We start from the raw sequence: 25,486 nt of genomic DNA, 5'->3' as shown, positions 1-25,486 counted from the left end.
GACTCCCGGAGCTGCTCGGTGATCGCCCGATCCCCGTACTCGGTTGCCGGCATTTCCCTCACCTTTCCCTGTCCCGCTGGTCGCCGGGCCGGGCGGCCCGGACTCGCCTGAGGCGTTCCCGCACGTGGCGGAGGGTGGACCGGACGGTCGCCGGGGCGATCCGGAGCGCGTCCGCGATCTGCGACGGCGTGAACCCGTCGAGCGACCACGCCAGGACCATCCGCTGCTTGCCCGGGAGGGCGGCGAGCAGGTCGATCAGCCCCGTGTGCTGCTCGACCAGCCCCGCGAGCTCCTCGTCGTCCCGCGGGTCGCCGGCCAGGGTCCAGTCCGCCCGCGCGTCGCCCGGGGCCTCGATCAGCCGCCCCGCGACCCGGCGCACCCAGGCCCGCGGGTCTTCGGCGGTCGGCCACGCCTCCAGCGCGTGCAGCATCGCCTCGGCGGCGACGTCGCGCGCGGTCTCGACCTCGAACCCGGCCTTGCAGAGGAACGCCACGAGGGCCGGGAAGTCGGCGCGGAAGAACGCGTCGAACTCGTCGTGACCGCACACCTGACCCCACCACCCCTCGCCCTCACAAGGACAGGTGCAGTGAGTCGCCCGCTACGTGTAACGATTCGATCAAGACTCCCCGGTAGGAGTAATGGACCGCGTTGCCTCGGTGACGGGTGGTGACGAACGCTCGCGGCCGCCCTCGGCGCCCGGCGACCCCCCGGGTCCGCGAACGGCGGATTCCGGACAGCGGGCACCGCGATCGCCCATCGCCGCGTTTCGATCACGCCGGGCCGGAAACCCCTACCGGACAACGCAGAAGCGGACCGGCGGCGGCCGGCCCGCAGTCGCCTGACGGCGTGCGGAGTTCGCCGATCGGGTGACGTGATCGACATCGAGATCCCGGGAAGAAGGGCGTACTCTCATGTGTTGCAGTCTTGGTTGCCCGGAGGGTGAGCCGGGAACCGAAGCCAAAACCTCCTTGACTCAGGCGGATACGCTCGCGCGTCCGCTGAAGTTAAGTCGGTTGACGCGCCCCAACAATGGGAAGCAGTAAGAGAAGGAGGTGAACGAAGGAAATGGAAGCCACGATGACGGGCTGGGCGGAACTCGCGGCCTGCAAGGACGAGGACCCGGAACTGTTCTTCCCGATCTCCGAGGTCGGCCCCGGCGCCCGGCAGACGGCGCAGGCGAAGGCCGTGTGCGCGCGCTGCCCCGTGCGCGCCGAATGCCTCGGCTACGCGCTCGACAACGGCCTTGACCACGGCGTCTTCGGCGGCACCACCGCGGACGAACGCCGCCGGCTGGTGCGCACCGCGCCTGAGCGGCACCGAGTGGCCTGACCGCCGCCCGGTGACCTCTCCCGGCGGCCTCGAGCACCACACCGAATCCGGAAGAAATCCGATTCCGGCCGTGTGCGCGCCCGGGTGGGTGATTCCCCGTGAATCACCCACCCGGGCTTTTTACGCGCGATATCTATGCGTCGCTTTGCATCATTCCCGCCGGTCCGCGGTCGTCGCGCCACGTCTCCGGCAGGCCCCACGCCGCCGCCGTGGCCGACTCGAACGCGGCCATCGCCGTGATCGACCCGGCCTCCACGGTGAACAAGGTGACCCCGAACCACCGGTAATCGTGCTCTTCCGGGCGTTTCAGGTAGGTCGCCACCGCGGGCTGGCGGTTGGCCCGCACCGGCCGCATCCGGAACCGCCCCACGCAGTCCGGCGACGCCGGGTCCAGCGAGAACGAGAGCGCCCGGACGATCGAGGCGCGGTTGCCGAACCACAACGAGTACGGCGGCATGATCGCCTGGGCGTCTTCGTGCAGCAGCCGGGCCACCGCCGACACGTCACCGGCTTCGTACGCGGCGATGAACCGCTTCAGCAGTGCCGCTTCCTCGGCGGTCGGGTCGCCGACCGTCCACTCTGTACGCCGCGGGGGCAGTCGTTCACGCAGCGTCGCCCGGGCTCGCTGGAGCGCGCTGTTCGCCGACGCCACGCTCGTTTCCAGTGACGCCGCCGTCTCCTTCGCCGACCAGCCGAGCACGTCCCGCAGGATCAAAGCCGCCCGCTGCCGCGGCGGCAGGTACTGGACGGCGGCGAGGTAAGCCAGCTCGATGGTCTCCCGGTCGACGACGGCGTCGTCCGGGCCCGCGCCGTCGAGCAGCCGGTCCGGGTACGGCTCGAGCCACGGCAGGTCGGCGGCCGCGATCGGGCCGTCCGGCTCCCCGGCCGGGCCGAGCTGATCGGGCAGCACCCGCCGCGGACGGCGGGCGAGGACGTCGAGGCAGGCGTTCGTCGCGATCCGGTAGAGCCAGGTGCGCACGCTCGCCCGGCCCTCGAATCCGTCGCGGGCCTTCCAGGCGCGCAGGAACGTCTCCTGCGTGAGGTCTTCGGCGTCGGCCAGGGAGCCGAGCATCCGGTAGCAGTGCACCTGGATTTCCCGGCGGTGCCGTTCGACGAGCGTCTCGAAGTCCTGACCCACCCGAGAACGCTAGCGCACCCCGGCTGGGAAACTGCTGCCATGAGCGGAACGGTATTGGTGCTCGGCGGCCGCAGCGAAATCGGACTGGCCGTGGCGAAACGCCTGGTCAGCGGGGACGCCCGGCGGTTCGTGCTGGCCGCGCGGCCGGGTGCGGACCTGACCGCGGAGGTCGCCGCGCTGCGCGAGGCCGGCGCCGAGACGGTGGATACGGCCGAGTTCGACGCCGACGACCTCGCCGCGCACGGCCCGTTCCTCGACAAGGTGGCGGCCGGGCACGGGCCGCTCGAAACCGTCGTGCTCGCCTTCGGCATCCTGGGCGACCAAGCGCGCGCCGAACAGGACGCCACGCACGCCGCCGCGATCGTGCACACCGACTACGTCGCCCAGGTCGGCGTGCTGACCCACGCCGCGAACCTGCTGCGCGCGCAGGGGCACGGCCGGCTCGTCGTGTTCTCGTCGGTCGCCGGGGTGCGGGTGCGCCGCGCGAACTACGTCTACGGCTCGGCCAAGGCCGGTCTCGACGGCTTCGCGAGCGGACTCGCCGACGCCCTGCACGGCTCGGGCGTTCACCTGCTCCTCGTGCGGCCCGGCTTCGTGATCGGCCGGATGACCGAAGGCATGACGCCGGCGCCGTTCTCCAGCACCCCGGACCAGGTGGCCGAAGCGACCGTCGCGGCGCTGCGGCGGGGCCGCGGGGTCGTCTGGGTGCCCGGAATGCTCCGTCCGGTCTTCTTCCTGATGCGCCTTCTGCCGCGCGCGATCTGGCGCAAGTTGCCGCGGTGACGCGATAACCGGGGACCACTGTGGCCGGTGCCACAGCGCATGCGTGTGCACGCTTCCTCATCGTGCGTCGCAAAACCGGCCGAGAGGCCCGAATCCGCTCGGCCGATCGGGCAGCGTCACAGCTTTCCGACAACTTTCTCAGCTGATTCCCAGCTAACGCGGTGATCCTCGAAGGAGGGGAAGTCGCCAGAGGGAAGCAAGGGGAAAGCCGTGCTGTTGTCGTCGCGGGGGCGCCGCATCGGCGGCCGGGTCGCGCTCGGCGTTGTCTCGACGGTCGTGCTCGGCGCCACCGGCTACCTGTGGACGCAGTTGAGTTCCCTGGACTCCGGCATCGTCACCGCCGACGTCATCCCGCCGGCCGCGCAGCTCGACACCGAGGACACCCCGCCCGGCGAGCCGCTGGCGGTCGCCCAGAACATCCTGCTCGTCGGGATCGACGCCCGCACCGACGCGTATGGCAACCCGTTGCCGCAGAACGTGCTCGACGCGCTCCACGCCGGTGGCGGCGACGACGGCGGCGACACCACCGACACGATGATCGTCGTCCACATCCCGGCGGGCGGCGCCGCGGCCACCGCCATCTCGATCCCGCGCGATTCCTATGTGGACATCGCGGGCGGCTCCGGCAAGCACAAGATCAACTCGGCCTACAGCCGCGGCAAGAACGCCTCGATGTCCGGTTTGCGCGCCCAGGGCCTCTCCGGCGCCCAGCTGGAGGTGGCGGCGAACGAAGCGGGCGCGAAGACGGCGATCCAGACGGTCGAGAAGTTCACCGGGCTGACCATCAACCACTACGCGGCGATCAACCTCGCGGGCTTCGACGCGCTGTCGCAGGCCGTCGGCGGCGTCGACGTCTGCCTCAAGGCGCCGGTGCACGACAGCTACTCCGGCGCGGACTTCCCGGCCGGGACGCAGACGCTGTCCGGCGCGCAGGCGCTCGCCTTCGTCCGGCAGCGCCACGGGCTGCTCAACGGCGACCTCGACCGCATCGCGCGGCAGCAGGCGTTCCTGTCCGGGATGGCGAAGAAGGTGCTCAGCGCCGGCACGTTCACCGACCCGTCGAAGCTGAGCTCGCTGGTCAGCGCGGTGCAGGGCTCGGTGGTGCTGGACCGGGGCTGGGACATCCTGAGCTTCGCGCAGCAGCTGCGGGGGATGACCTCGGGCGCGATCGCGTTCGCCACCATCCCGGTGCAGAGCCTGTCGCTGGCGACGCCGTACGACGGTGACGCGGTCAAGGTCGACCCCGCGCAGGTCCAGCAGTTCGTCCGGACGGCGATCAGCACCGCGGCGGTGCAGGCCTCGGGCGACGACACGACCGGAGGCGTGAAGCCGGTCGCCGCCACCGGGACCAAGGCCCCGGCTCCTTCGTCGGACACGAAGCAGCCGGCGACCAGTGCGGCCGCCGGCTGCGTGAACTGAGGCCTCACACGAAGGCGCTCTGCCCGGTGATCGCCTTGCCGACGATCAGGGTGTTCATCTCGCGCGTGCCCTCGAAGGAGTAGATCGCCTCGGCGTCGGCGAAGAACCGCGCGACGTCGTACTCGAGCACGATCCCGTTGCCGCCGAAGATCTCCCGGCTCCAGGCGACGACCTCGCGCATCCGCGCGGTGACGAACGCCTTCGCCAGCGACGAGTGCTCGTCCTGGAAGATCCCCGCGTCCTGCAGGCGGGCCAGCTGCACCAGCATGCCCCAGGAGGCGGTGATGTTGCCGAGGCTCTTCACGAGCAGGTCCTGCACCAGCTGGAAGCGGGCGATCGGCCGGCCGAACTGCTGGCGCTCCTTGGCGTAGTCCAGCGCGAGCTCGTAGGCGCCGACCATCACGCCCAGCGCCTGCCAGGCCACGCCGCCGCGGGTGGCGCGCAGGATCTCGGCGACGTCGCGGAAGGAGTTGATGCCCTGCAGGCGGTTCTCCTCCGGCACCCGCACGTCGGTCAGGGTGATCTCGGCGTTTTCGACGATCCGGAAGGCGGTCTTGCCCTGGATCTTCTTCGCCACGAACCCCGGCGTGCCCTTCTCGACGACGAAGCCCTTGACGTTGTTGTCGTCGAGGTCCCGCGCCCACACCACGACGTAGTCGGCGAAAGTCGCGTTGCCGATCCACTTCTTGGCGCCGTTGAGGACCCAGGTGTCACCGTCCCGCTTGGCCGTGGTGCGCATGCCGCCGGCGACGTCCGAACCACCGAGCGGCTCGGTCATCGCGAACGCGCCGATCTTGTCCATCGCGGCCATCTCGGGGAGCCAGCGGTCGCGCTGCTCCTGGCTGCCGCCGGAGTGGATCGAGTACATCGCGAGTCCGTTGTGGACACCGAAGAACGTGGCCACCGAAGCGTCCGTGCGGCTCATCTCCATCGCCATCATGCCGGTGAGCAGGTGGCTGACCGCCGGCTTGTGCTCGCCGTAGCCCTCGTAGGGCAGGCCCGCGAGACCGCTCTCGCGGAACATCCCGATGAGTTCCTTCGGGAAGGTGCCGGCCTCCCAGTTCTCGTTCACCAGCGGCTTGACGTCGGTGCGCATGAAGTCGCGAGCCTGGACCAGCAGCTTGCGCTCCTCGTCGCTCAGCAGCGTCTCGTAGTTGTAGAAGTCGGCGGTCAGCTGGCCTTCGAGTGCTTCCATGGTCATTTCAGTTCTCCTCCACTGCGGTCAGGACGGCGAGCTGCTTGCGGTCGCGCGTCTCGGCGAGTTCCGAGTACGTGGAGGAGCCGTAAGCCTTTTCGACGGCTTCGATGAGCCGTTCCTGCTCTTCGGGGCTCTGGCTGGGGTTGCCCAGCCCGGCCCACATCTGCTTCATGGACTTGCCGATGTGCTCGGCCATGTGCCGGTAGCCGCCGAGGTGCGAGCCGAGGAACGGCCCGACCGTGGCCCAGCGGATGCCGAGCGAATTCGTCATCACCTTGTCGAGGTCCTCGGGCGTGACGACGCCCTGCTCGACGAGGTAGATCGCCTCGCGGCTGAGCGCGTTCTGCAGCCGGTTGCCGACGAACCCGGGGATCTCCTTGCGCTCCACGACCGGGGTGCGGCCGAGGAAGGTGTAGAAGTCGACGGCCTGCCGCACGGCTTCGTCGCTGGTGCGCTCGCCGGGGACGACCTCGACCAGCGGGATCAGGTGCGGCGGGTTGAACGGGTGTCCGATGAGGACCCGGCTGCCGTCGATTTCGCCGGTGAACGCCGTCGAGGGGATGGCGCTCGACGAGCTGAGCAGCAGCGCGTGCTTCGGCGCCTCTTCGACGAGCTGCTTGAAGAGGTCCTTTTTGAACTCGACGTTCTCCGGGCCGTTCTCCTGCACGACATCCGCGTCCCGCACGGCTTCGGTGACGTCGGCGGCGAGCTGCACGCGGCTCGCCAGCGCGTCGGCGGTCGTGCCGAGGTGCGGGGCGAACTGGGCCAGCGCATTTTCGACGGCCTCGGCGAGGTCGGGGCGGGGGTCGGTGACCCGGACGGTCAGGCCGTGGTGGGCGAACAGCGCCGTCCAGGACAGGCCGATCGTGCCGGCGCCGATGACTGCGGCGTTCTTCATGCCTGGGCTCCCTTCAAGTAGTCGAAGACCGGCTTGACCGGGGCGAGCGTCAGGTCGGTGAGGATGTGGCTCGCGGAGACGACCTCGAGCACCGGCAGGTCGGCCAGCGGGGCCAGGACGTGCTGGAACAGCTGGAGCCGGGCGGGCGCGGTGTAGGCCTCCTTGACCACGACGTCGGTGATCTCGGTGCGGACCAGTTCCTGGACGCGCGGGGCGCCGTCGTACCCGGGGATGGTCTTGAGCATGAACGTCGGCACGGTGATCTGGCGTTCGGCCTCGCGGGCGTCCAGTTCGTGGTGCTTGTAGCCCATGGTCGCGGTGGCCACCCGCAGCGTCCCGTAGTCCAACGTGCCCACGAGGACGCCGTTGTCGACATAGAGGTTCGGCGACCCGACCGTCTTCGGGTACGCGCTGACCTCGCGCCCGGACGCGGTGGCCGGGAAGTTGTCGAGGTACATCGCGTGCAGGTACTCGCCGCGCTCGCCGTCGAAGCTGACCTCGATCGCCTGGCCGGACTCGGTGTACGGGCCGTAGCCGGAGACGTCGCCCATCTTCATGACCTCGAAGCGCACCAGCGGTTCCTCGATCCGCAGGGGCTCCGGGACGACCGCGCGCAGGGCGTCGGCGTCGGTGCGGTAGACGATGTTGAGGTACTCGCGGTTCGTGAACCGCGGGACGACGGGCGCGAACGCCGGGGCGGTCAGCGGGGTCGTCACGTGCTGCCGTACTTCTTCGATCTTCATTCGCCTGTCCACTTCGGAGCGCGGCGCTCGGCGAAGGCGGTCATGCCCTCGCGGACGTCCTTGGACTGCATCAGGGTCTTGATCTCTTCGCGTTCCGCGGCCTTGGGGTCCGCGGCGCGCACGATCTTCTTGACGGCGGCGAGCGCGAGGGGCGCGTTCTCCGCCAGCTTCTCGGCCAGGCCGACGGCGACGGCGGCGGCGTCACCGGGCGCGGTCACCCGGTTGACCAGGCCGAGTTCGCCGGCGCGGCGGCCGGTGACGGGCTCGCCGGTGAGCAGGAACTCCATCGCCAGGTGGTGCGGGATCCGCTGGGGCAGCCGGACCACGCCGCCGCCCGCGGCGATCAGGCCGCGCTTGACCTCGGGCAGGCCGAACTCGGCGTCTTCGGCGGCGACGATGAGGTCACAGCCGAGGGCGAGTTCGAACCCGCCGCCCATGGCGAACCCTTCGACGGCGGCGATCAGCGGCTTGGTCAGCTCGGCTTCGGTCAGGCCGCCGAACCCGCGGCCGGGGATCTCCGGGGACTCGCCCTTGAGTGCGGCCTTGAGGTCCATGCCCGCGCTGAACGTGCCGTCGGCGCCGGTGAGGACGCCGGCCCGGAGCGTGGGGTCGCTCTCGAGGTCGTCGAGGGCGGCGGCCAGCCGGGTCGCGACGGCGGCGTTGACCGCGTTGCGGGCCTGGGACCGGTCGATCGTGATCAGCAGGGTGCTGCCGATCCGTTCGGTGCGTACTTCACTCATGACTCTTGCTTCTTTCAGAGTTCCGCGAGGACTTCGGCGGTGTCCTGGCCGGCCAGCGGGGCCAGGCGGCGGATCGAGCCGGGCGTCGCGGAGAACTTCACCGGGATGCCGACCGTGCGGATGGTGCCCTCGCTCGGGTGCTCGACGGTGTCCAGCAGGTGGCCGTCGCGGACGTACGGGTCCTCGTGGGCCCGGTCCAGCTCCAGCACCGGCGCCATCGGGATGCTGTGCTTCGCGCAGACCTCGGCCCACTCCTCGGTGGTCAGCGCCGGGGCGCACGCGGCGATCTGTTCGGTCAGCCACTCGTTGTCGGCGCGGTTGATGGCGTCGCCGTTCACGCGCGGGTCCTGGGCGAGGTCGGGGCGCTCGGCCGCGGCGAAGAAGTCGCGGAAGTTCTGCGGGTTGTAGGGGATGACGCAGGCGAGGCCGTCCTTGGTGCGGACCGCGGCGTGCCCCTTCGTCATCGACAGCGCGAACCCGGTGGGGCTTTCGGCCGGTTCGAAGGTGTGCCCGGCGAGGTGCTCGACCAGGTTGAACGCGATCAGCGTGTCGGTCATCGGGATCTCGATCTGCTGGCCCTGGCCGGTCTTGTCGCGGTGGACGAGCGCGGCGAGCACGCTGTAGGCGATGGTCAGCGACGACACCTTGTCGCCGATGATCGTCGGCAGGTAGACCGGCTCGCCCAGGGCCCGGTTGGCCACGTCGACCAGGCCGGACGAGGCCTGCACGGTCTCGTCGTAGGCGGCGTTGCCGGCCTGGGGGGAGTCGCTGCGGAAGCCCTGCGCGTGGGCGTACACCAGGCGCGGGTTGCGCTCGGCGACGTCGGCGTAGTTCAGGCCGAGGCGGCTCAGCGCGCCGGGGCGCATGTTGGTGATCAGCACATCGGCGGTGTCGATCAGCTCGAGGGCCCGCGCGCGTTCGGTCTCGTCCTTGAGGTTGAGGGCCACGCTGCGCTTGTTGCGGTTGACGTTGAGGTTCAGCGCGGTCATGCCGGGCGTGGTGCGGTACTCGCCCACCCGCACGGTGTCCGCGGGGGACTCGATCTTGATCACGTCGGCGCCCAGGTCGCCGAGGATCTGGGCCGCGTACGGGCCCATCACCACGGTCGAGAGGTCGATCACGCGCACGCCGTCCAGTGGTCCGGTCGTCATGTGTTTCCGTCCTTTCGCGCCTTGCTGCTTCGCTCTACTTACGAACGTAGGCGCGTCCGGCGGAAAAGGGAATGATCATGATGCGAACAATGGTATGACTCTGGTGGTCATACCATTCTCGGTGGGCGCTGTTTCAGCTGGTGAGCGGTTCGGCGAAGATCTCTTTCGCGGTGTCGACGAGGTCCCGCAGGTCGCCGTCGGTGCGGTCGCGCCGCCAGAGCAGGCCGGTGTCCAGCTGGGGGCGGAAATCCGTGAAGGGCAGCACGATGACGTTGTCGAGCCGGTAGCCGTGCATCGGGGACTTGGCGTCGAGCATGGAAATGGAAAAGGCTTCACCGCTGGAGATGATTTCCGACGTCCCGCCGTAACCGGTGTTGGTCAGCCGGATGCGTTTCTTGACGCCGAGTTCGTTCAATTGGTGATCGAGCTGGTCGAAATAGGCGGGAACGATTTCGCCTGGTGAGGCGACGTACGGGAATTCGGTGAGCTCGGCCAGGCTGACGGACTCCCGGCCGGCGAACAGGTCGGCCGGGACGACGGCGCCGAGCCGTTCGGTCATCACGGGCAGCTGTTCCAGCGCGGGATCGGTGACCGGCAGCCGGGCGAGGGTGAGGGCCAGCTTGCCGTCGTGCACGCCCTGGACGAGGTCGGCGGTCGTGCCGGGCCACCGCTTGAGCTCGTATTTCTCCCGGACCCGCTCGGCGAGGGCGTTGACGCGTTCCCGCAGATCGGGGTGCACCCCGGCGGGCATCCCGAGGAAGAGCGTGCTGCGCTGCGGCCGGACGGCTTCTTCCAGCTTCCACGGAATCGCACTCACCTGCTCGAGGACGTCCCGCGCGAGCGGCAACAACGCGGCCCCGGCCTCGGTGAGGGTGACGTGGTGCGTGCTGCGGTCGAAAAGCTGCCGCCCCAGCTCGTGCTCGAGATCCTTGATCCGCTGGCTGAGAGGCGACGCGGCCATGTGCAGCTTCCGCGCGGCCGCGGAGAAGTTCAGTTCCTCGGCCACCGCAACGAAGTAGCGCAGGTGCAGCATCTCCATCCCCCGACCCTACGGCTCACCCGTGTTGACCCTCCAATCACGCGAGTTACGCCCTCAATCACGCGAGTTACGCCCTCAATCACGCGAGTTGCGCCCTCGATCACGCGAGTTGCGCCCTCAATCACGCGAGTCCCGCGTACCGGACCGGCGAGCTCGCGTACCTGGATGAACGACTCGTGTGATCCGGCGCGCATCTCGCGTGATTGGGGAGCGATCTCGCGTGATTGGGGAGCGATCTCGCGTGATTGGAGGTCGACACGGTCACGGGGCGAGGGGGAGGGTGAGGGTGAAGGCGGCGCCGCCTTCGGGGGCGGGGCCGGCGGTCATGGTTCCGCCCATGCGGGTGACCAGGGCGTGGACCAGGGCCAGGCCGATGCCGGAGCCGACCGGGCGGCGGTCGCGGTACTTCGCGTTCAGGACGCCTCGCTCGAACGCCACCGGGTAGTCCTCCGGGGCCAGGCCCGGGCCGCCGTCGCGGACCGAGAGGGACGCCGAGTTCCCGTCGGAGGTGAGCCAGAACACCATCGGGGCGCCGGCGGGGGTGACGCGCAGGGCGTTCTCGGCCAGCCCGTCGACGACCTGGCGGAGACGGCGGGCGTCCGCCAGCACCGGCACCGGAGCAGACGGCACCGAGACAGCCAGCCGCACGTCCTGGGCCAGGCACCGCAGTTGCCACACCTCGGCGCAGTCACGCACCAACGACGCCAGGTCCAGCGAAGCCAGGTCCAGCCGGAACTCGTCCGCGCCCAGCCGGGCCAGCTCCAGCAGGTCCTCGACCAGCCGCGAAAGCCGCGCCGCCTCCCGCTGGATCGTCTCGCCCGCGCGTACCGCGTCGGGGCCCGAAGCGACGCCGTCCGCGATCGCCTCGGCGAAGCCCGTCACCGCCGTCAGCGGCGTCCGGAGCTCGTGCGACACCGACAGCAGGAACTCCCGCTGCCGCGCCTCGCTCACCGCCAGCGCGTCGGCCAGCGCATTGAGCGACCCGGCCACCTCCGCCACCTCACGTGGCCCCTGCACCGGCACGCGCACGTCCCGCCGGCCCGCCCGCAGCGAGCCCGCGGCCAGCGCCGCCCGGCGCAGCGGACGGCCCAGCAGCCGCCCGGAGACGAACCCCGCCACCGCCGCCACCGCCAGGCCGATGCCCAGCGCCAGCAGGATGTTGCGCACCAGCGCCCGTTGCGTCGCCTGGGCGTTGCGCGTGGGCAGGACCAGCGCGAACGCCGCCCCCCGCGACCCGACCACCCGCGCCTCGACCAGGTACTGCGACCCGGCCACGGTGACGCGCTGCGACTTGTCCGCACCCAGACCGGCCTTGACGGCGGCCTGGACCGCGACGGCGTCCCCGAGCGCCTGCCCGCCCGCCCGGCGGACCACCACCGAAATGCCCTGCCCCCGCACGACGTCGGCCACCTTGCCGACCCCCAGCCGGTTGCCGATGCCCGTTTCGTCCAGTTGTGACGCGACGACGTCGGCCTGCGCGGCCAACGTCGACTGCAGCACGTTGTCCGCCGTGGTCCGGATCAGCCGGGACGCGACCAGCCCCGCCACGATCACCGCCACCCCGGCGACGGCCAGGCACACCAGCGTGATCCGCCCGGCCAGCGACCCCCGGAACTTCATGCCGGATCCGCCGCGTACCCGATGCCGCGGACCGTCCGGATCGGACTCGACGCGCCGAGTTTCGCCCGCAGCTGCGCCACGTGGACGTCCACCGTGCGTGTCCCCGCCGCCGCGGCGTACCCCCAGACGGCGCTCAGCAGCTGGTCGCGCGAAAGCACCTGCCCCGGGTGCCGGAGCAGGTGCGTCAGCAGGTCGAACTCCGTGGACGTCAGGACGACCTCGGTGTCCCCCGCCCAGGCGCGGCGGCTGGTGAGGTCCACCCGGGCCCCGCCGACGGCCAGCACCGAGGCGACCGGTGTCGCCCCGGAGGCCCGCCGCAGCACCGTCCGGACCCGGGCCGCCAGCTCGCGCGGGCTGAACGGCTTGGTGAGGTAGTCGTCGGCGCCGATCTCCAGGCCCAGCAGCCGGTCGAGCTCGTCGTCGCGGGCGGTGACGAACAGCACCGGCGTCCAGTCCCCGGCCGCGCGCAACGCCTTGCAGACCTCGATGCCGTCCATTCCGGACAGTCCGATGTCGAGCACGATGGCCACCGGTTTGAGCCGCCGGACGGCGTCCAGCGCGCGGCCGCCGTCGGCCTCGACGTGCACGCCGAAGCCGTCCCGCTTGAGGTAGAGCGCCGCCAGTTCGGCGATCGCGGCCTCGTCCTCGACCACGAGGACGAGGCCGCGTCCCGGTGACCCCATGCCTGCTCCCGTCTCCGCCGTGTTCAGAGGGGAGACGCTAGCCGGTCAGGGCGAGCCATCGCTGTTCATGTCGGATTCGATGCCGTTCAGGGTCGACTCGATCCCGCTCAGCTCGGACGACGCCGGCGCGCTCCCGGAGTCCGGGGAGCCAATCAGGTTGTCGCGGCACGCCGAGCAGCCGAGCGCGATGAGCGCGGCGGCCCCGACCGCCGCCGCGACCCTCGCGCCCCTCACTTGGCCGGCTTGCAGTGCGCGGACGCGAACGCGTCGAGCTTCTGCTTGGCCGCGTCCAGCTCACCGACGCGGCCCTGCCGCTTGGTGGCGCGCTGGTCCAGCTGGTCGGCGCGGGCGGTGTGCCCGGCGGCCCGCTGGTCGGCCGCGCGCGCCTTGAGGTTGGCGACCGAGCCCTTGACCTCGGCGCCGCCGTTGATCCGCTTCTTCAGGTTGTCGGCCCGCTTCTGCAGCTTCGGCACCCAGTCCGAGCAGACCTGCTGCGACTCCTCGGGACTGAGCGTGATCGGTGCCACCGGCGTCGGTGTCTCGGCCGAAGCCAGCGGCGCCGCCACCAGCAGGCAGACCGCGCTCGCCCCGCCCGCCAGCGCCAGCCGCGTCCAGGTGGTTCCTCGCATCGTTTCTCCTCGTGATCGGGGGTACGAGGAGAACTCTGGCCGGGGCGTGTACGAAGGGCGTCCGCCTAGTGTTCGGGCTTTGTAAGGCCGAGGGTGACCGACGTCCGCGCGAGGTCGAACGTCAGCGTGTCGCCGAAGTCCGGCAGCGCCGGGTCGAACAGCAGCCCGTCGGTGCCGCCGAGGAGCAGCCCGAGCCGGTGCCCCGCCGGGACGACGTGGTCGAGCGCGGTGAGGCCGAACGTCATCGTGTAGGGCCGCCCGGGGACCAGCGGTTCGCCGTGCCGCAGCGACGCGTGGTGCCCGAGGTCGGCCCAGCCGGCGGCGACGATCCGGTGGTCGACGCGCACGACGTCGGCGACGGTATCGAGGAAGCACGCGCTGTCGCCGTCGGTGCTCGAGCCCCAGCACGACCGCGTGGCCAGGTTCTTGATCCCGCTGCCGTACTCAGCGGTGTCGCGCAGGCCGGCCGGCCCGTAGTCGACGAGCGCGACCCCGAGCCGGGCGGCGGTCTTGTCCGACGACGCCGTGATCGTCACCGACGGCGACCCGGCGATCCGCACCGGCACGGGCAGGGCCGGGCCGGTGAACTTCGCGGCCGACACCCCGGCCGCCCACTGCTCGCGCGTGACGGCGGGGTCGTCGACGACGCTCGCCGTGCCGGCCCCGGTCGGCCCCAGCGTCCCGCCGGCCGACGGGCGCAGCGTCGCCGGAAGCGTGGCGGGCGGCCAGCTCCGGACGTCGGTCCACCGGTCCGGCGCGGTCTCCAGGTGCACGGCGGGCTCGCGCTCGACGCCGTTGGGCCGCCCGAGCAGCCAGCGGTCGAACCAGCGGTGCAGCGTCTCGACCCAGCGCGCCCGCTGCAGGTCGAAGGGGTCGGTGTGGCCGGCCTGGCTCAGCCACGCCTTGCGCGGGACGCCGGCGCGGCCGAGCGCGTCCCAGTAGCGGGCGAACTGGTTCGGCGCGACGACCCAGTCCCCGAAGCCCTGGGCGATGAGCACGCTCGCCTGCCCGGCGCGCGGGACGTAGTGCACGCTCTGCCAGTAGGCGTTGTAGTCGCCGTTGGTGCCCGCGCGGGCCTTGAGGTCCGCCTCGAACGGCTTGCACAGCTCGGCGGCGCGCTCGTTGTAGGTGAAGGACGAACCGGTGTTCTCCGGCGTGGCCAGGGGAGCGCCGTTCGCGATGAGCTGGGCGTAGTTGTCCGCGACGCCTTCGATCGGCACGATCGTCTTCAGCCCGGCGACGCCCGAGGCGGCCATCCCGATCGCGGTGGCGCCGTCCTGCGACTTGCCGATCGCGCCGACGTTCCCGGTGGACCAATCGGCCGGCACCGGACGGCCGCCGTCCGGGGCGTCGAACGCCTTCGCCCGGCCGCCCAGCCAGTTCACGACCGCGTTGCAGGAGCCGACGTCGTCGAAGCAGCCGGACGACCGGTTCGTCCCGCCGACGTCGGCGAGCACGACGGCGTACCCGCGCGGCACGAAGTAGTTGTCCAGGAACAGCGGGAACTGCCGCGGCGTGCCGTCCGGCGCGTACGTCTTCTTCTGCAGTTCGTTGCCGCGGCCGCAGCACGCGTAGTACGGGCTGACGTCGAGGATCGCCGGGACGCGCCCGCGCGTGTCCGGCCGGATGACGTCGGCGGCGACGCGGTCGGGCTTGCCGTCGTGGTCATGGTCGGTGCCGGTCTCCACCCACACCGTCTCGCGGATCGCGTCCGCGTAGGAGTAGGCCGGTCGGCTTTCCGCGGCGGCGGCCGGGGCCGCGAGCCCCGTTGTCGCGAGCGAAGCGGCCAAGAACCCCAGGATCAGTCGCATCCAGCCAGGAGATCACGGTTTTTCGTACCGGGCCAGGAACGTTTCCATCGCGGCGTCGACGGCTTCGCGGTCGCCGGTCGTGACGAGGTCGAGCAGCAGCCCGCGAGCCACGGCGAGCCCGAGCCGGGCGTGGGCGGGCCGGTCGGCCTCCGGGACGCCGAGCTGGGCGAGCCGGGCTTCGATCGGGCCGAGCCAGTCGTCGATCACGCCGTCGAGGAACTCCGCCGTGCCCGGGGTGCCGCCGAGGGCCTGGCCGTAGAGCTGGAAGAACAGCTTCTCGTTGGCGCGCAGGTCGTCGTCGGTGAGCCGGCGCCAGAACTCCGCCGGGTCGAGGCCGGCGAGGGCGGCGCGCTGGCGGGCCTCCACCTCCCGTGCCACCGCCGTGAGCAGGCCTTCCTTCGAGCCGAAGTGGTAGATGAGCATGCGGTGGCTGGTGCCGAGGTCCGCGGCCAGCGCCCGCAGGCTCCGGTCGGCGCCGCCGTGGTGGGCGATGTGGTCGATCGCCGCGGCGAGGAGCTTCGCCCGCGGGCTTGCGTCGATCATGTACCAGATGGTACACGTACCAAATGGTACAACGCATTTCGGTGCGCGCCCGGACGTCCGCGCCGGCCGACACCGTGTACGCCTTGCTGAGGGACGGCGCGAGCTGGCCGACGTGGTCGCCGCTGGGGTCGTTCGAGCTGGTCCGCGAGGGCGAGGGCGAGCCGGAGGGGCTCGGCGCGGTCCGGTTGTTCAAGACCAACGGCGTCAGCTCGTACGAGAAGATCGTCGCGCTGGAACCCGGCCGCCGGTTCGGCTACGCGCTGGAAGACGGTTTGCCGCTGCGGGATTACGTCGCCTACGTCGATCTCGCCCCGCGTGACGGCGGCACGGACATCCACTGGCACTCGACGTTCACACCGAAGGTCCCCGGCACCGGCTGGTTCTACCGGTGGTTCCTCGGCTCCTTCATCAAGCGGGTGGCCACGGGCTTGGCGCGCGCCACTGCCTGATCGGCGTGTTACTCTCTCCGGGAGAGCGAGGAGGCGCGCCCGTGGGTCCCGATCCGTACGACCGCAATTGCCCGACCCGCCAGCTGCTCGACCGCATCGGCGACCAGTGGACGGTCCTCATCGTCGGCGCCCTCTCGGGTGGACCGCTCCGCTTCACCGAGCTCGGCCGCCGTGTGGACGGAATCTCCCAGAAGGTGCTGACGCAGACGCTGCGCAGCCTGGTCCGCGACGGCATCCTCACCCGCACGGCGTACCCGACGATCCCGCCCAAGGTCGAATACGAGCTGACGGCACTGGGGCGCAACCTGTCGGAGCCGCTGGACATGCTGGACCGCTGGGCCCGCCGGCACATGGCCTCGGTCCAGGAAGCCCGGGACGCCTACGACGCGGAGCACACGCCCGCGTCCGCATAGTCACCGTCCAGTGGACAGCTCCTGGACAATCCGCCTCGGGACGGGTTCCGCGGCCCCGTCCGCAGGGACACTGTCGCCGTGCTCAACGAGACCGTCCCGGCACCGGGCTGGGGAGTCGTTGCCCTCACCGCGTTGTTCGCCTTCGCGGTGTCGCTGACCTCGGTCGTCACGCCGCCCAGCGGACGGCGGAGCCTGCTGCGCACCGCCAACGTCCTGGGCACCCTGTTCCACGAAGGCGGCCACGCGATGGTGAGCCTGCTGGTCGGCGGGGCCGTCTCCCGCGTCGCCATCACGAGCCCGGGAGGCGGCTACACCCGGCAGAAGCACGACTCGGCGCTCGGCGACGTGCTGGCCACCGCCGCCGGGTACGCGATGCCGCCACTGGCCGGGCTGGGGGCCGCCGTCCTGCTGCACCAGGGTCGCGTGGCGGCCGTGCTCGTGCTGACCCTCGTCGCGCTGGTGTTCGTCCTGCTGTTCACCCGGGACCTGCGGACCCTCGTCGTGATCGTCGCGGTGGGGGCGGTCGTGTACTCGGCCCTGCGCTACGCCCCGGGCTGGCTGCGCATCGCCGTCGCGTACACCGAAGCCTGGCTGCTGCTGACCAGCGAGCTCGACGGCGTGCGGATCCTGGTCGTCAACCGGCAGCAGAACGGGTACAAGACCCAGAAGGACGACGCCGCCGCACTGGCCAGGCGCACCAAGATGCCGTCGCCGCTGTGGATCGGCGGGTGGTTCCTGCTCAACGGCTGGGCGATCTGGCACGCCGCACCGCTGCTGTTCCCCTAGCGGGCCACCAACCCCGCCTCGTGGGCGAGCAACCCCGCCTGGGTGCGGTTCGCGCAGTCCAGCTTCACCAGCATCCGGGAGACGTAGCTCTTCACCGTCGCCTCGGCCAGGTGCAGCCGGGCCGCTATGTCCGCATTGGACAGTCCGGAACCCAGGCAGGCCAGTACGTCTCGCTCCCGCTCGGTGAGTCCCGCCGTCCGGCGTCGTGCGTCTTCGCCGCGTTCGCGGCTGTCCGACGACAGCGCCACCAGGCGGCGCGCGGCCGAGGGCGAGAGCACCGTGTGGCCGTCCGCCGCCACGCGGACCAGGCCGATCAGGTCCTCCGGGGGCGTCGACTTCACCAGGAAGCCCGCCGCGCCCGCGCGCAGGGCGCGGATCACGTACGTGTCCGCGTCGAACGTCGTCAGGGCCACCACCGCCGGCGGATCCGGCATGGCCGTGATGCGGGCGATCGCGGTCAGGCCGTCCACGCCCGGCATCCGCAGGTCCATCAGCACCACGCGCGGCCGGTGCCGGACCACGGCTTCGACGGCCTCGGCGCCGTCGGCGGCCTGGGCGACCACCTCGATGTCGTCGGCCGAGCCGAGGATCGCGCGCAGGTGCGCGCAGACCATCGGCTCGTCATCGACCACGAGCACCGGGATCACAGTGCGTGCCTTCCGCCGTCGGGACGTAGGCGGGCAGTATCGCACCGACCCGGAACCCGCCGCCGGGCCGCGGGCCCGCGTCGAACCGCCCGCCGACCAGTTCGACGCGCTGCCGCAGGCCGGCCAGCCCCGCGCCGGACCCGCTGTCCGCCAGCGCCGGGTCGGGTGGCTGCCGCGCCGCCGTGCTGTCGACCGAGACGTCCAGGCCACCCGGGTGGTAGCGCAGGGACACCGCCGCCGACGCGCCCGGCGCGTGCTTGCGCACGTTCGTCAGCGCCTCCTGCACCAGCCGGTACGCGGTGCGCGCGACGGTCGGCGACACCTGCGCCGGGTCGCCGTCCACCACCAGGTCCGTCGCCACCCCGACCGACCGGGACTCCTCGACCAGCCGCGCCGGGTCGCCGGGTTCCTCCGGGCTGAGCGTCCGCGGCCCGGTCTCGGCGCCGTTGCGCAGAACGCCGACCAGGTCGCGCAGTTCGTCCAGGGCCAGCGCGCCTTCGCGGCGGATGTCCTCGGCCGCCGCCCGCGCGGCCGGGTCGGCCGACGTCACGCCGAGCGCGCCGGCGTGCAGCACCATCAGGCTGAGCCGGTGGGTGACGACGTCGTGCATCTCGCCCGCGAGCCGCCGCCGTTCCGCGGCCCGGGCCTGCTCGGCGAGCAGGTGCTGTTCGCGCTCGGCGCGTTCCGCCCGGTCGCGCAGGGACTGGAGCAGCTGCTTGCGGGCTTCGAAGTACAGCGAGGCGAGCGCCGGCAGCGCGGTGCTGAGCAGGCCGAACGGTGTCGTCGCCCAGCTCGGCGTCCACGGCCGCGCGGCGATCACGGCCAGGATGCCGGCCACCCACAGCACGGTTCGCTTGTCCAGCACCCGGGCCGCCTGGGACAGGATCACCGAGGTGATCGTCGGGACGGTCGTCAGGGCGAGCGGGTGCGGCGGCACGAGCAGGCCGGGCGCGAAGGTGTCGGCCGCGAGCATCGCGACCGCCGCCGCGATGACGAACGCGCAGACCGGGCCGGGGAACCGGAACAGCAGGATCAGCGTGAGGTCGCAGGCGATCTGCAGGACCAGCCCGGCGGCCGGGCCCCACGCGCCGGTCGTCCGGTCGCCGAGGACGTAGAGCAGTGTGTTCATCCCGGCGAAGACGAGGGCCGCGAAGATCAGCCAGCAGCCGTCGGAGCGGCTCGGCCACAGCGGCCTCCGGGCGGTGGTCACGCGGTCACGGTAACCGCTGTTCCGGGCGGCCGCCCGGGCGTGCAACTTTGGTTGCGCCCGGGTCCCCCCGTTCGTCGTCGCGATCACCGCCGTCGTCCGGTTTCGCCCGCGTGGCCCGGTGCGGTGGACTGGGGTCCGACGACGAGGGAGGGAAACGGGGATGAGCGAGCTGTCCTTGCCGGCCCGGGCGTACCTGCTGGCCTGCGACACCGCCCGCGACCGGCTGCCGGACCGCGAGCGCGTGGCGCTGCTGGTGCGCGCGGCGGCGTTGACGGACCTGGTGCTGCGCGGCCGGATCACCGACGACGGCGGCCGTCCGGTGGTCTCGGACCCCGGCGGCACCGGGCACCTGGTGCTCGACGACCTGCTCGCCGAGCTCGCCGCCGACCCGCACCGGAGGTGGCGCGCCCGGGTCCGCCGCGGGGCGCGCGAGACGTTGCGGTCCCTGGAGGCCCAGCTCGACGCGGCGGGGGTGATTTCGCTGCGGACGTCCCGGATCCTGGGGTTGTTCCCGCGCCGGCGTCCGGTGGTCCGCGAGCCGGCCTCGGCGGCCGCGCTCCGCGACTCGGTGCGGGCGGCGTTGCGGAGTGACGCGCCGGTGTCCGGGGACATCGCGGCCCTGACGTCACTGGCCGCGGCGGTCGAACTGGGCGCGGTGCTGCCGCGGGGCGAGCGCCGGCGTCACCGCGACCGGCTGGCCCGCCTGGAGGAGCAGGCCGGGGCCGCGGTCCCGGCCCTGCGCAAGGTGATCCGCGAAGTCCGGGCCGCCCGCACGGCCGCGATCTCCGCGGCTTCCGGCGGCGGAGGGGGCGGCGGCTGATGCCGTGTCGACCCTTCGATCACGCGTGTCGACCCCGGGATCACGCGCGTCGACCTTTCCCGCACACGTCGTTCGTGCTCGAAGGGTCGACACGCGTGATTGAGGAGTCGACACGCGTGATCAGAGGGTCGACGCGGTCAGGGGGTGAAGAGGCGGTCGAGGTAGTAGTCCACTGTGGAGATCGCTTCGGCCGGGGTGCGGTGGCCCATCAGGATTTCCGAGCCCTGGGAGTCCGCGATCGCCCAGAGCAGGGCGGCCTCGGTCGCGGGGTCGGCCGACGCCGGGACGTCGCCTGCCTGCTGGGCTTCGCGGACCTGGCCGGCGAAGAAGTCCATGAGTTCCGGCATGCCTTCGCCGAAGGCCTTGGCCATCGCCGGGTCCGCGACCGCGCGGATGAAGTAGGCGACGCCGATGAGGAAGTCGGCTTCGCTGTCGGGGTCGCGCGGGAGGATCTCGACCAGGCACGCGCGCAGGATCGAGCGCGGGGTCGGCGGGCCTTCGGCCAGCACCTTCGCGGTGATCCGCTCGCTGCGGAGCTTGTGCCGGTGCTCGAGGGCGTAGCGCAGCATTTCGTCCTTGGTCTTGAAGTAGTGCTGCACCGAGCCCATCGACAGGCCGGCCTCGGCGGCGACCTGGCGCAGGCTGACGCCCTCCAGGCCGGCGCGCGTGGTCAGCCGTTGCAGCGCCTCGGCGATCTGCACCCGGCGCTGCTCGTGGTCCACCTGTTTCGGCACGTCCGCTCCCGTTGTCATGCGATCGCATTGCGAAAACGCGGGCTCCGCCGTTACGATGCGGTCGCATTGTAAAACAATCCCGGGGGGTGTCCGGTGGAGACCGGAAAACTACGGCTGCGGCCACCGCGTCACGCACTCGACCGCCGCGCGATCGCCTGGTGGCGTACGCAGGGGGCGCTGACGTTCGGGCCGGTCGTGCTCGTGCTCGCGGTCCTCGGCCTGCTGATCCCGCCGGCCGCGTTCTGGCTGCTGGCGCCGGCGGCGGTGGTCGCCGTGCTGGGGGTGGCGTGGTGCGCGGTCCTGCCGCGGTGGTGGTTCGGCCTGCACCGCTGGGAGGTGACCGGCACGGCCGTGTACGTGCGCTCGGGGTTCCTGTGGCAGGAGTGGCGGGTGGCGCCGCTGTCGCGGGTGCAGACAGTGGACACGCTGCGCGGCCCGCTCCAGCAGCGCTTCGGCCTCGCGACGGTCACGGTGACGACGGCTTCGGCGCGCGGGGCGGTCCGGCTTCGCGGGCTGGACGCGCAGGTCGCGGCCGACGTGGCGGAGCGGCTGACGGAACGCACGGACGCCACGCCGGGGGACGCGACATGAGCGGCGAGCACGAAGCCGGCTGGCGTCGTCTCGACCGGCGCACCCTCGGCGTCACCGCCGTCCTCATGGCCGGCGTCGCCATCTCCGCCGGGACGCCCGTCGCCATCGGCACCCGGTCCCTTTGGCTCCTCCCGGCCGCCGCGCTCCTGGTCGGCGGGGGCGTGCTACTCGAGTACGTCCGCTGGCGCTACACCCGCTTCCGCTGCACCGCCGAACGCCTCGAAATCGAGTTCCGGTTCGCCGTCCACACCCGCAAATCCCTGCCGCGCGAGCGGATCCGCACCGCCGACCTGACCGCCGGCCCGCTGCACCGCGCGTTCGGCGTCGCGACCCTCTCCATCGGCACCGGCCGGCAGGAGCGGATCACCCTCTCGCCGCTCGCCAAAGCGGACGCCGAAGCGCTGCGCACCGAACTCCTGCACCGCGCACCGTCCACTCAAGACGGTCCACTCGCGACACTTGACCCACGCTGGATCCGTTACGCCCCGGTCTCCTTCGTCGCCCCGACGCTCGGGCTGGCCGCGTTCGGGTCCCTCTTCAAGGTCGCCGACTGGTTCGGGGCCGGCGGCGGCCTCCTCCGCTGGCTCCTCGACCTCTTCGGCGACCTGCCGCTCGCCGTCAGCATCCTGCTCCTGCTGGTTCTCGCGATGGTCGTCGGCGTGATCGGGGCGGTGGGCCTGTTCACCGAAATGTGGTGGCACTACCGGCTGGACCGCGAACCCGGCGGCACCCTGCGCGTCCGCCGCGGGCTGTTCACCACCCGGACGATCACCGTCGAGGAACGACGCCTGCGCGGGGTCGAACTGGTCGAGCCGCTCGGTGCCCGGCTGGCCGGCGCCGCCCGCGTCGACGCCATCGCCACCGGGATGGAACGGGACGACGACAAGACCGAGTCCAAGACGCTCCTGCCCGCCGCACCGAGAGCCGACGCGCACCGGGTCGCGGCGCGCGTGCTGGGCGACCGCGTCGACGCCGTCGAGCTCGTCCCGCACCCGCTCGCGGCCCGCGGACGGCGGCTGCGCTGGGCCCTGCTCACCGCGCTCACGCCGGTGCTCGTCCTGCTGCTCCTCGGGGCGCTGCTCACCGACGTCCTGCTCGTGCTCGGCGTCGCCCTCGCCGTCGTCGCGCTGCCGGTGGCCGTCCTGCTCGCCTTGGACGCCTACCGCGGCCTCGGGCACGGCCTGCGCGGCCGCTACCTGGTGACGCGCGCGGGCGCGGTCCGGCGCAGCACGGCCGTCCTGACCCGGGACGGCGTCATCGGCTGGACGGTCAAGCAGTCCGTGTTCCAGCGCCGCCGCGGGCTCGCGACGTTCACCGCGACCACCGCGGCGGGCTCGGGCGCCTACTCGATCCTCGACGCCGGCGCGGGCGAAGGCCTGGAGTTCGCGGCGGACGCCGTGCCGGGAGTGCTGACGCCGTTCCTCGAGAGTTCGGCGCCCGCCGAAGCGTCACGGACCTAGGTTCGGGGCATGGACGAATTCCGTGCCCTGCACGTCCCCGGTGCCCCGCTGCTGCTGCCGAACGCGTGGGAGTTCGGCGTCGGTGCCTTCCTCGCCGCGCAGGGCTTCCGCGCTCTGGGCACCACCAGCCTCGGCGTCTCCGCGGCGGCGGGGGAGCCGGACGGCGCACCCTCGACGCGCGCCGCGACCGTCGCCCTCGCCACCCGCCTGACCCGGCTGGACGCGCTGGTCAGCGTCGACCTCGCCGACGGCTTCAGTGCGGACCCGGCCGCGGTCGCCGACCTCGCGGCCGAGCTGGCGGACGCGGGCGTGGCCGGCGTCAACCTCGAAGACGGCCGGGCCGACGGCTCGCTCGCCCCGGTCGACGTCCAGTGCGCCCTGGTCACCGCGGTCAAGGAGCGCGTGCCGGGCCTGTTCGTCAACGCCCGGACGGACACGCACTGGGCCGGCGACCGCTCGCTCGCCGAGGCCGAGCGGCGGGTGCGGGCGTACGCGGCGGCGGGTGCGGACGGCGTCTTCGTGCCCGGCCTCGCCGAGCCGGGGGACGTCGAGCGGATCGTCGCCGTCGGCCTGCCGCTCAACCTGCTGTTCCTGCCCGGGAAGGTGACCGTGGCCGGGCTGGCCGACCTGGGCGTCGCGCGGATCAGCCTCGGGTCGCTGCCGTACCGGGTGGCGCTGGCCGCCGCGGCCGGAACCGCGCTCGCCGTGCGGGACGGCCGTGCCCTGCCGCTGAGCCCGCCGTCCTACGCCGACGTCCTGGCGCTGCTGCCGAAATCCTGGTGAACCGACCGGCCGGATCTGCGAGCGTGAGGGGTATGCGCGCCTTCGGAACCGACTTCGCCGCCCCGTCCGGATACCTGAACACACCCAGCGTGGGCGTCCCGCCCGCGCCGGTGGCCGAGGCCGTGGCCGAATCGGTGGAACGGTGGCGGACCGGCGCCACCAGCCCCGGGGAGTTCGACCAGTACGTGGCGCGTTCGCGAGCCGGGTTCGCGCGGCTGCTCGGCGTCGAGCCGGAGCGCGTCGCGAGCGGGGCGTCGGTCTCGCAGCTCGTCGCCAACGTCGCCGCCGCGCTCCCCGCCGGCGCCCGGGTGCTCGCCGCCGAAGGCGACTTCACCAGCGTGACGTTCCCCTTCGCGGTCAACCCCGGCGTCACGGTCACCGAGGTGCCCCTGGACGTGCTGCCGGAGCGGGTCGAGGGCCACGACGTCGTCGCGGTGAGCGTGGTCCAGTCCGCCGACGGCCGGATCGTGGACCTGGCGGCGCTGCGGGCCGCGGCCGAGGCCGCCGGGGCGGCGGTGCTGCTGGACGCGACGCAGGCGGTCGGCTGGCTGCCGCTGGACGTCGCCTGGGCGGACTGGGTGGTGGGCGCCGGGTACAAGTGGCTCTGCTCGCCGCGGGGCACCGCGTGGCTCGCGGTGCGGCCGGACGCGCAGGAGCGCACCCGCGCGGTCGCGGCGAACTGGTACGCGGGGGAGGACCCGTGGGCCACCGTCTACGGCCTCCCGCTGCGCCTGGCCGGCGACGCCCGCGCGTTCGACCTCTCGCCGGTCTGGCTGGCCCAGGTCGGCTCGGCCGCGGCCCTGGAGTACTTCGCCGGCCTCGACCTCGCCCAGGTCCGGGCGCACAACGCCCGCCTCGCGGACACGCTGCTGGAGAAGCTCGGACTGCCGCCGCGCCGGACCGCGATCGTGTCGCTGGACGCCGACCCGGCGCGGGTCGCCGAGGCGGGCATCGTGTCGAGCGTCCGCGGCGGCCGGGTGCGGGTCGGCTTCCACCTCTACAACACGCTTGACGACGTCGAACGGGTTTTACGCGCGTTCGAGTGAACCGCCGGACGCCGGTGAACTACCGTATGGCCCCGTGGTTGGTGCGCATTTCACCCCAGGCCCGTCCGACACGGCCCCGCTGGGCGCGGTACCCCCGCAGCCCCGCCCGCCCGTGCCGGGCCCGCCGGCTCGTGACACCCGGTCCCTGCTGCTCAAGGGGGCCGGGCTGGTCGCGATCGCCGTCGTCTCCGGGCTGCTGTGGTTCCTGATCCGGCACGACTCGGCGCCGGACGAGCCGGTCGCGCAGCCGCCGGCGCAGAACACCGGGCAGTACAAGTTCACGCTGGTCGCGGGGCCGGCGAAGACGACGGACTGCGTCGAGAAGTCCTACGGCGATACGAAGGCGTTCTTCCAGGACAGCCCGTGCCAGTCGCTGGTGCGCGCGCTGTACACGACGGAGTCGGGCGGCGCGAAGGCACTGGTGTCGGTGGCGCTGGTGGGCATGCCGGACTCGTCGAAGGCGAAGGCGCTCAAGGCGCTGACCGAGCGGGACGGCACCGGCAACGTCACGGACCTGGTGAAGGACAAGACGTTCGCCGGCAGCGGCACCCCGAGCGTGAGCGGCAAGGACGCGGCGTACTCGTCGAAGGTCGACGGCACGAACACGACGATCGTGCTCGCCGACTTCTACGACAAGCACAAGGACGAGAAACTGATCGAGAGCATCGCCGACGACGCCCTCCGCCTGTCGGCCGACCTCCACTCCTGACCCAGGCCCCGAGCGCCCCAATGTGGCGTTGGTTGCGTCCAACGCACCGAACGCCACATTGGGTGCGCTGGACGCACCGAACGCCACATTGGGGCGCTTGGGCGGGGCGGTCAG

At 72.2% G+C, this 25,486-nt stretch carries 29 protein-coding genes; 12 read left to right on the top strand and 17 right to left on the bottom strand.

Translation table 11 applies throughout. From position 1 onward, the window contains the following. Nucleotides 1–58 precede the first annotated feature (58 nt). Nucleotides 59–547, bottom strand: coding sequence for an RNA polymerase sigma factor (locus ACWEVN_RS14455; protein WP_449684978.1), 489 nt, complete (start codon nt 545–547; stop codon nt 59–61). Nucleotides 548–1,065: 518 nt separating this feature from the next. Here ACWEVN_RS14455 and ACWEVN_RS14450 point away from each other — a divergent pair. Continuing rightward, nucleotides 1,066–1,329 carry a WhiB family transcriptional regulator gene (locus tag ACWEVN_RS14450; RefSeq protein WP_310972536.1) on the top strand — a complete coding sequence of 88 codons (264 nt, stop codon included), beginning with the start codon at nt 1,066–1,068 and terminating at the stop codon, nt 1,327–1,329. A 133-nt stretch (nt 1,330–1,462) separates the two neighbouring features. Here the strand turns inward: ACWEVN_RS14450 and ACWEVN_RS14445 are convergent, their stop codons facing one another. Beyond that, entirely contained in the window at nt 1,463–2,467 is a 1,005-nt protein-coding gene (locus ACWEVN_RS14445) for an RNA polymerase subunit sigma-70 (RefSeq protein ID WP_452051523.1), read from the bottom strand. Between the two features lie 39 nt (nt 2,468–2,506). On the opposite strand from ACWEVN_RS14445, the gene ACWEVN_RS14440 reads away from it, so the two are divergent. After that, the gene (locus tag ACWEVN_RS14440; protein ID WP_449684980.1) at nt 2,507–3,250 is read left to right on the top strand and encodes an SDR family NAD(P)-dependent oxidoreductase; all 744 of its coding nucleotides are present in this window, start codon (nt 2,507–2,509) and stop codon (nt 3,248–3,250) included. A gap of 210 nt (nt 3,251–3,460) precedes the next feature. After that, entirely contained in the window at nt 3,461–4,669 is a 1,209-nt protein-coding gene (locus ACWEVN_RS14435; protein WP_452051522.1) for an LCP family protein, read from the top strand. A gap of 4 nt (nt 4,670–4,673) precedes the next feature. Here ACWEVN_RS14435 and ACWEVN_RS14430 read toward each other — a convergent pair whose 3' ends face one another. The 12 genes from ACWEVN_RS14430 to ACWEVN_RS14375 all read right to left on the bottom strand — a co-directional run bounded on the left by ACWEVN_RS14430 (nt 4,674) and on the right by ACWEVN_RS14375 (nt 15,724). After that, entirely contained in the window at nt 4,674–5,870 is a 1,197-nt protein-coding gene (locus ACWEVN_RS14430; RefSeq protein ID WP_452051521.1) for an acyl-CoA dehydrogenase family protein, read from the bottom strand. A gap of 1 nt (nt 5,871) precedes the next feature. After that, nucleotides 5,872–6,765, bottom strand: coding sequence for a 3-hydroxyacyl-CoA dehydrogenase NAD-binding domain-containing protein (locus ACWEVN_RS14425; RefSeq protein ID WP_452051520.1), 894 nt, complete (start codon nt 6,763–6,765; stop codon nt 5,872–5,874). Further along, nucleotides 6,762–7,508: an acetoacetate decarboxylase gene (locus ACWEVN_RS14420; RefSeq protein ID WP_452051519.1), complete on the bottom strand. Its 747-nt coding sequence runs from the start codon at nt 7,506–7,508 to the stop codon at nt 6,762–6,764. The genes ACWEVN_RS14425 and ACWEVN_RS14420 overlap by 4 nt, the downstream gene beginning before the upstream one ends. Further along, nucleotides 7,505–8,248 (bottom strand): crotonase/enoyl-CoA hydratase family protein, encoded by a 744-nt coding sequence (locus ACWEVN_RS14415; protein WP_452051518.1) that lies wholly within the window; start codon nt 8,246–8,248, stop codon nt 7,505–7,507. The genes ACWEVN_RS14420 and ACWEVN_RS14415 overlap by 4 nt, the downstream gene beginning before the upstream one ends. 14 nt (nt 8,249–8,262) lie before the next feature. After that, nucleotides 8,263–9,399: a CaiB/BaiF CoA transferase family protein gene (locus tag ACWEVN_RS14410; RefSeq protein WP_449684986.1), complete on the bottom strand. Its 1,137-nt coding sequence runs from the start codon at nt 9,397–9,399 to the stop codon at nt 8,263–8,265. A 133-nt stretch (nt 9,400–9,532) separates the two neighbouring features. After that, a complete protein-coding gene (locus tag ACWEVN_RS14405) occupies nt 9,533–10,438 on the bottom strand; it encodes a LysR family transcriptional regulator (protein ID WP_449684987.1) in 906 nt (301 codons plus the stop codon). Nucleotides 10,439–10,699: 261 nt separating this feature from the next. Beyond that, entirely contained in the window at nt 10,700–12,058 is a 1,359-nt protein-coding gene (locus ACWEVN_RS14400) for a sensor histidine kinase (RefSeq protein ID WP_452051517.1), read from the bottom strand. Beyond that, on the bottom strand, nt 12,055–12,741 hold the full coding sequence (locus tag ACWEVN_RS14395; RefSeq protein ID WP_452051516.1) for a response regulator: 687 nt from the start codon (nt 12,739–12,741) through the stop codon (nt 12,055–12,057). Before ACWEVN_RS14395 ends, ACWEVN_RS14400 begins: the two co-directional genes overlap by 4 nt. 45 nt (nt 12,742–12,786) lie before the next feature. After that, nucleotides 12,787–12,975 carry a hypothetical protein gene (locus ACWEVN_RS14390; RefSeq protein ID WP_452051515.1) on the bottom strand — a complete coding sequence of 63 codons (189 nt, stop codon included), beginning with the start codon at nt 12,973–12,975 and terminating at the stop codon, nt 12,787–12,789. Then, nucleotides 12,972–13,370 carry a hypothetical protein gene (locus tag ACWEVN_RS14385; protein WP_310972549.1) on the bottom strand — a complete coding sequence of 133 codons (399 nt, stop codon included), beginning with the start codon at nt 13,368–13,370 and terminating at the stop codon, nt 12,972–12,974. The genes ACWEVN_RS14390 and ACWEVN_RS14385 overlap by 4 nt, the downstream gene beginning before the upstream one ends. A gap of 65 nt (nt 13,371–13,435) precedes the next feature. Then, nucleotides 13,436–15,181: a CocE/NonD family hydrolase gene (locus tag ACWEVN_RS14380; protein WP_452051514.1), complete on the bottom strand. Its 1,746-nt coding sequence runs from the start codon at nt 15,179–15,181 to the stop codon at nt 13,436–13,438. A gap of 12 nt (nt 15,182–15,193) precedes the next feature. Next, nucleotides 15,194–15,724: a TetR/AcrR family transcriptional regulator gene (locus tag ACWEVN_RS14375; protein WP_452051513.1), complete on the bottom strand. Its 531-nt coding sequence runs from the start codon at nt 15,722–15,724 to the stop codon at nt 15,194–15,196. A gap of 23 nt (nt 15,725–15,747) precedes the next feature. Here ACWEVN_RS14375 and ACWEVN_RS14370 point away from each other — a divergent pair, with 23 nt between their 5' ends. The 3 genes from ACWEVN_RS14370 (at nt 15,748) to ACWEVN_RS14360 (ending at nt 17,372) form a co-directional block, all read left to right on the top strand. Continuing rightward, the gene (locus tag ACWEVN_RS14370) at nt 15,748–16,173 is read left to right on the top strand and encodes an SRPBCC family protein (RefSeq protein WP_452051512.1); all 426 of its coding nucleotides are present in this window, start codon (nt 15,748–15,750) and stop codon (nt 16,171–16,173) included. A 41-nt stretch (nt 16,174–16,214) separates the two neighbouring features. Further along, nucleotides 16,215–16,586 (top strand): winged helix-turn-helix transcriptional regulator, encoded by a 372-nt coding sequence (locus ACWEVN_RS14365; RefSeq protein ID WP_452051511.1) that lies wholly within the window; start codon nt 16,215–16,217, stop codon nt 16,584–16,586. A 78-nt stretch (nt 16,587–16,664) separates the two neighbouring features. Then, a complete protein-coding gene (locus ACWEVN_RS14360; RefSeq protein WP_452051510.1) occupies nt 16,665–17,372 on the top strand; it encodes a M50 family metallopeptidase in 708 nt (235 codons plus the stop codon). Here the strand turns inward: ACWEVN_RS14360 and ACWEVN_RS14355 are convergent. Both ACWEVN_RS14355 and ACWEVN_RS14350 read right to left on the bottom strand, forming a co-directional pair. Further along, nucleotides 17,369–18,019: a response regulator gene (locus ACWEVN_RS14355; protein WP_449684995.1), complete on the bottom strand. Its 651-nt coding sequence runs from the start codon at nt 18,017–18,019 to the stop codon at nt 17,369–17,371. The two genes, ACWEVN_RS14360 and ACWEVN_RS14355, sit on opposite strands and share 4 nt — an antisense overlap. Further along, on the bottom strand, nt 17,994–19,229 hold the full coding sequence (locus ACWEVN_RS14350) for a sensor histidine kinase (RefSeq protein ID WP_452051509.1): 1,236 nt from the start codon (nt 19,227–19,229) through the stop codon (nt 17,994–17,996). Before ACWEVN_RS14350 ends, ACWEVN_RS14355 begins: the two co-directional genes overlap by 26 nt. Before the next feature lie 160 nt (nt 19,230–19,389). Between ACWEVN_RS14350 and ACWEVN_RS14345 the strand changes: the two genes are divergently transcribed. Continuing rightward, complete coding sequence (locus ACWEVN_RS14345) at nt 19,390–20,049, top strand: GOLPH3/VPS74 family protein (RefSeq protein ID WP_452051508.1); 660 nt, start codon at nt 19,390–19,392, stop codon at nt 20,047–20,049. A 137-nt stretch (nt 20,050–20,186) separates the two neighbouring features. Here ACWEVN_RS14345 and ACWEVN_RS14340 read toward each other — a convergent pair whose 3' ends face one another. Beyond that, entirely contained in the window at nt 20,187–20,783 is a 597-nt protein-coding gene (locus ACWEVN_RS14340) for a TetR/AcrR family transcriptional regulator (protein ID WP_449684998.1), read from the bottom strand. 93 nt (nt 20,784–20,876) lie between these two features. Between ACWEVN_RS14340 and ACWEVN_RS14335 the strand changes: the two genes are divergently transcribed. The 5 genes from ACWEVN_RS14335 (at nt 20,877) to ACWEVN_RS14315 (ending at nt 25,372) form a co-directional block, all read left to right on the top strand. Next, nucleotides 20,877–21,374 (top strand): PH domain-containing protein, encoded by a 498-nt coding sequence (locus ACWEVN_RS14335; RefSeq protein ID WP_449684999.1) that lies wholly within the window; start codon nt 20,877–20,879, stop codon nt 21,372–21,374. Continuing rightward, complete coding sequence (locus ACWEVN_RS14330) at nt 21,371–22,834, top strand: PH domain-containing protein (protein WP_452051507.1); 1,464 nt, start codon at nt 21,371–21,373, stop codon at nt 22,832–22,834. The genes ACWEVN_RS14335 and ACWEVN_RS14330 overlap by 4 nt, the downstream gene beginning before the upstream one ends. A 9-nt stretch (nt 22,835–22,843) precedes the next feature. Continuing rightward, nucleotides 22,844–23,617, top strand: coding sequence for an isocitrate lyase/PEP mutase family protein (locus ACWEVN_RS14325; RefSeq protein ID WP_452051506.1), 774 nt, complete (start codon nt 22,844–22,846; stop codon nt 23,615–23,617). A gap of 32 nt (nt 23,618–23,649) precedes the next feature. After that, a complete protein-coding gene (locus ACWEVN_RS14320; protein ID WP_452051505.1) occupies nt 23,650–24,663 on the top strand; it encodes an aminotransferase class V-fold PLP-dependent enzyme in 1,014 nt (337 codons plus the stop codon). Between the two features lie 112 nt (nt 24,664–24,775). Beyond that, on the top strand, nt 24,776–25,372 hold the full coding sequence (locus tag ACWEVN_RS14315; RefSeq protein WP_310972680.1) for a hypothetical protein: 597 nt from the start codon (nt 24,776–24,778) through the stop codon (nt 25,370–25,372). The last annotated feature ends 114 nt before the right edge of the window (nt 25,373–25,486 follow it).

Source organism: Amycolatopsis sp. NPDC003861 (genome assembly GCF_053605405.1).
Note: the sequence above shows the minus strand (reverse complement) of the source record. Positions and strands in the feature narration are given on the sequence as shown.

What these genes read in the sequence shown, in the direction of transcription:
- ACWEVN_RS14450 (WP_310972536.1), top strand. Translation starts at nt 1,066, where the DNA reads ATGGAAGCCACGATGACGGGCTGGGCGGAACTCGCGGCCTGCAAGGAC.
- ACWEVN_RS14440 (WP_449684980.1), top strand. Translation starts at nt 2,507, where the DNA reads ATGAGCGGAACGGTATTGGTGCTCGGCGGCCGCAGCGAAATCGGACTG.
- ACWEVN_RS14430 (WP_452051521.1), bottom strand. Translation starts at nt 5,870, where the DNA reads ATGACCATGGAAGCACTCGAAGGCCAGCTGACCGCCGACTTCTACAAC.
- ACWEVN_RS14425 (WP_452051520.1), bottom strand. Translation starts at nt 6,765, where the DNA reads ATGAAGAACGCCGCAGTCATCGGCGCCGGCACGATCGGCCTGTCCTGG.
- ACWEVN_RS14420 (WP_452051519.1), bottom strand. Translation starts at nt 7,508, where the DNA reads ATGAAGATCGAAGAAGTACGGCAGCACGTGACGACCCCGCTGACCGCC.
- ACWEVN_RS14415 (WP_452051518.1), bottom strand. Translation starts at nt 8,248, where the DNA reads ATGAGTGAAGTACGCACCGAACGGATCGGCAGCACCCTGCTGATCACG.
- ACWEVN_RS14410 (WP_449684986.1), bottom strand. Translation starts at nt 9,399, where the DNA reads ATGACGACCGGACCACTGGACGGCGTGCGCGTGATCGACCTCTCGACC.
- ACWEVN_RS14405 (WP_449684987.1), bottom strand. Translation starts at nt 10,438, where the DNA reads ATGGAGATGCTGCACCTGCGCTACTTCGTTGCGGTGGCCGAGGAACTG.
- ACWEVN_RS14400 (WP_452051517.1), bottom strand. Translation starts at nt 12,058, where the DNA reads ATGAAGTTCCGGGGGTCGCTGGCCGGGCGGATCACGCTGGTGTGCCTG.
- ACWEVN_RS14395 (WP_452051516.1), bottom strand. Translation starts at nt 12,741, where the DNA reads ATGGGGTCACCGGGACGCGGCCTCGTCCTCGTGGTCGAGGACGAGGCC.
- ACWEVN_RS14385 (WP_310972549.1), bottom strand. Translation starts at nt 13,370, where the DNA reads ATGCGAGGAACCACCTGGACGCGGCTGGCGCTGGCGGGCGGGGCGAGC.
- ACWEVN_RS14380 (WP_452051514.1), bottom strand. Translation starts at nt 15,181, where the DNA reads ATGCGACTGATCCTGGGGTTCTTGGCCGCTTCGCTCGCGACAACGGGG.
- ACWEVN_RS14375 (WP_452051513.1), bottom strand. Translation starts at nt 15,724, where the DNA reads ATGATCGACGCAAGCCCGCGGGCGAAGCTCCTCGCCGCGGCGATCGAC.
- ACWEVN_RS14370 (WP_452051512.1), top strand. Translation starts at nt 15,748, where the DNA reads ATGGTACAACGCATTTCGGTGCGCGCCCGGACGTCCGCGCCGGCCGAC.
- ACWEVN_RS14345 (WP_452051508.1), top strand. Translation starts at nt 19,390, where the DNA reads ATGAGCGAGCTGTCCTTGCCGGCCCGGGCGTACCTGCTGGCCTGCGAC.
- ACWEVN_RS14330 (WP_452051507.1), top strand. Translation starts at nt 21,371, where the DNA reads ATGAGCGGCGAGCACGAAGCCGGCTGGCGTCGTCTCGACCGGCGCACC.
- ACWEVN_RS14325 (WP_452051506.1), top strand. Translation starts at nt 22,844, where the DNA reads ATGGACGAATTCCGTGCCCTGCACGTCCCCGGTGCCCCGCTGCTGCTG.
- ACWEVN_RS14320 (WP_452051505.1), top strand. Translation starts at nt 23,650, where the DNA reads ATGCGCGCCTTCGGAACCGACTTCGCCGCCCCGTCCGGATACCTGAAC.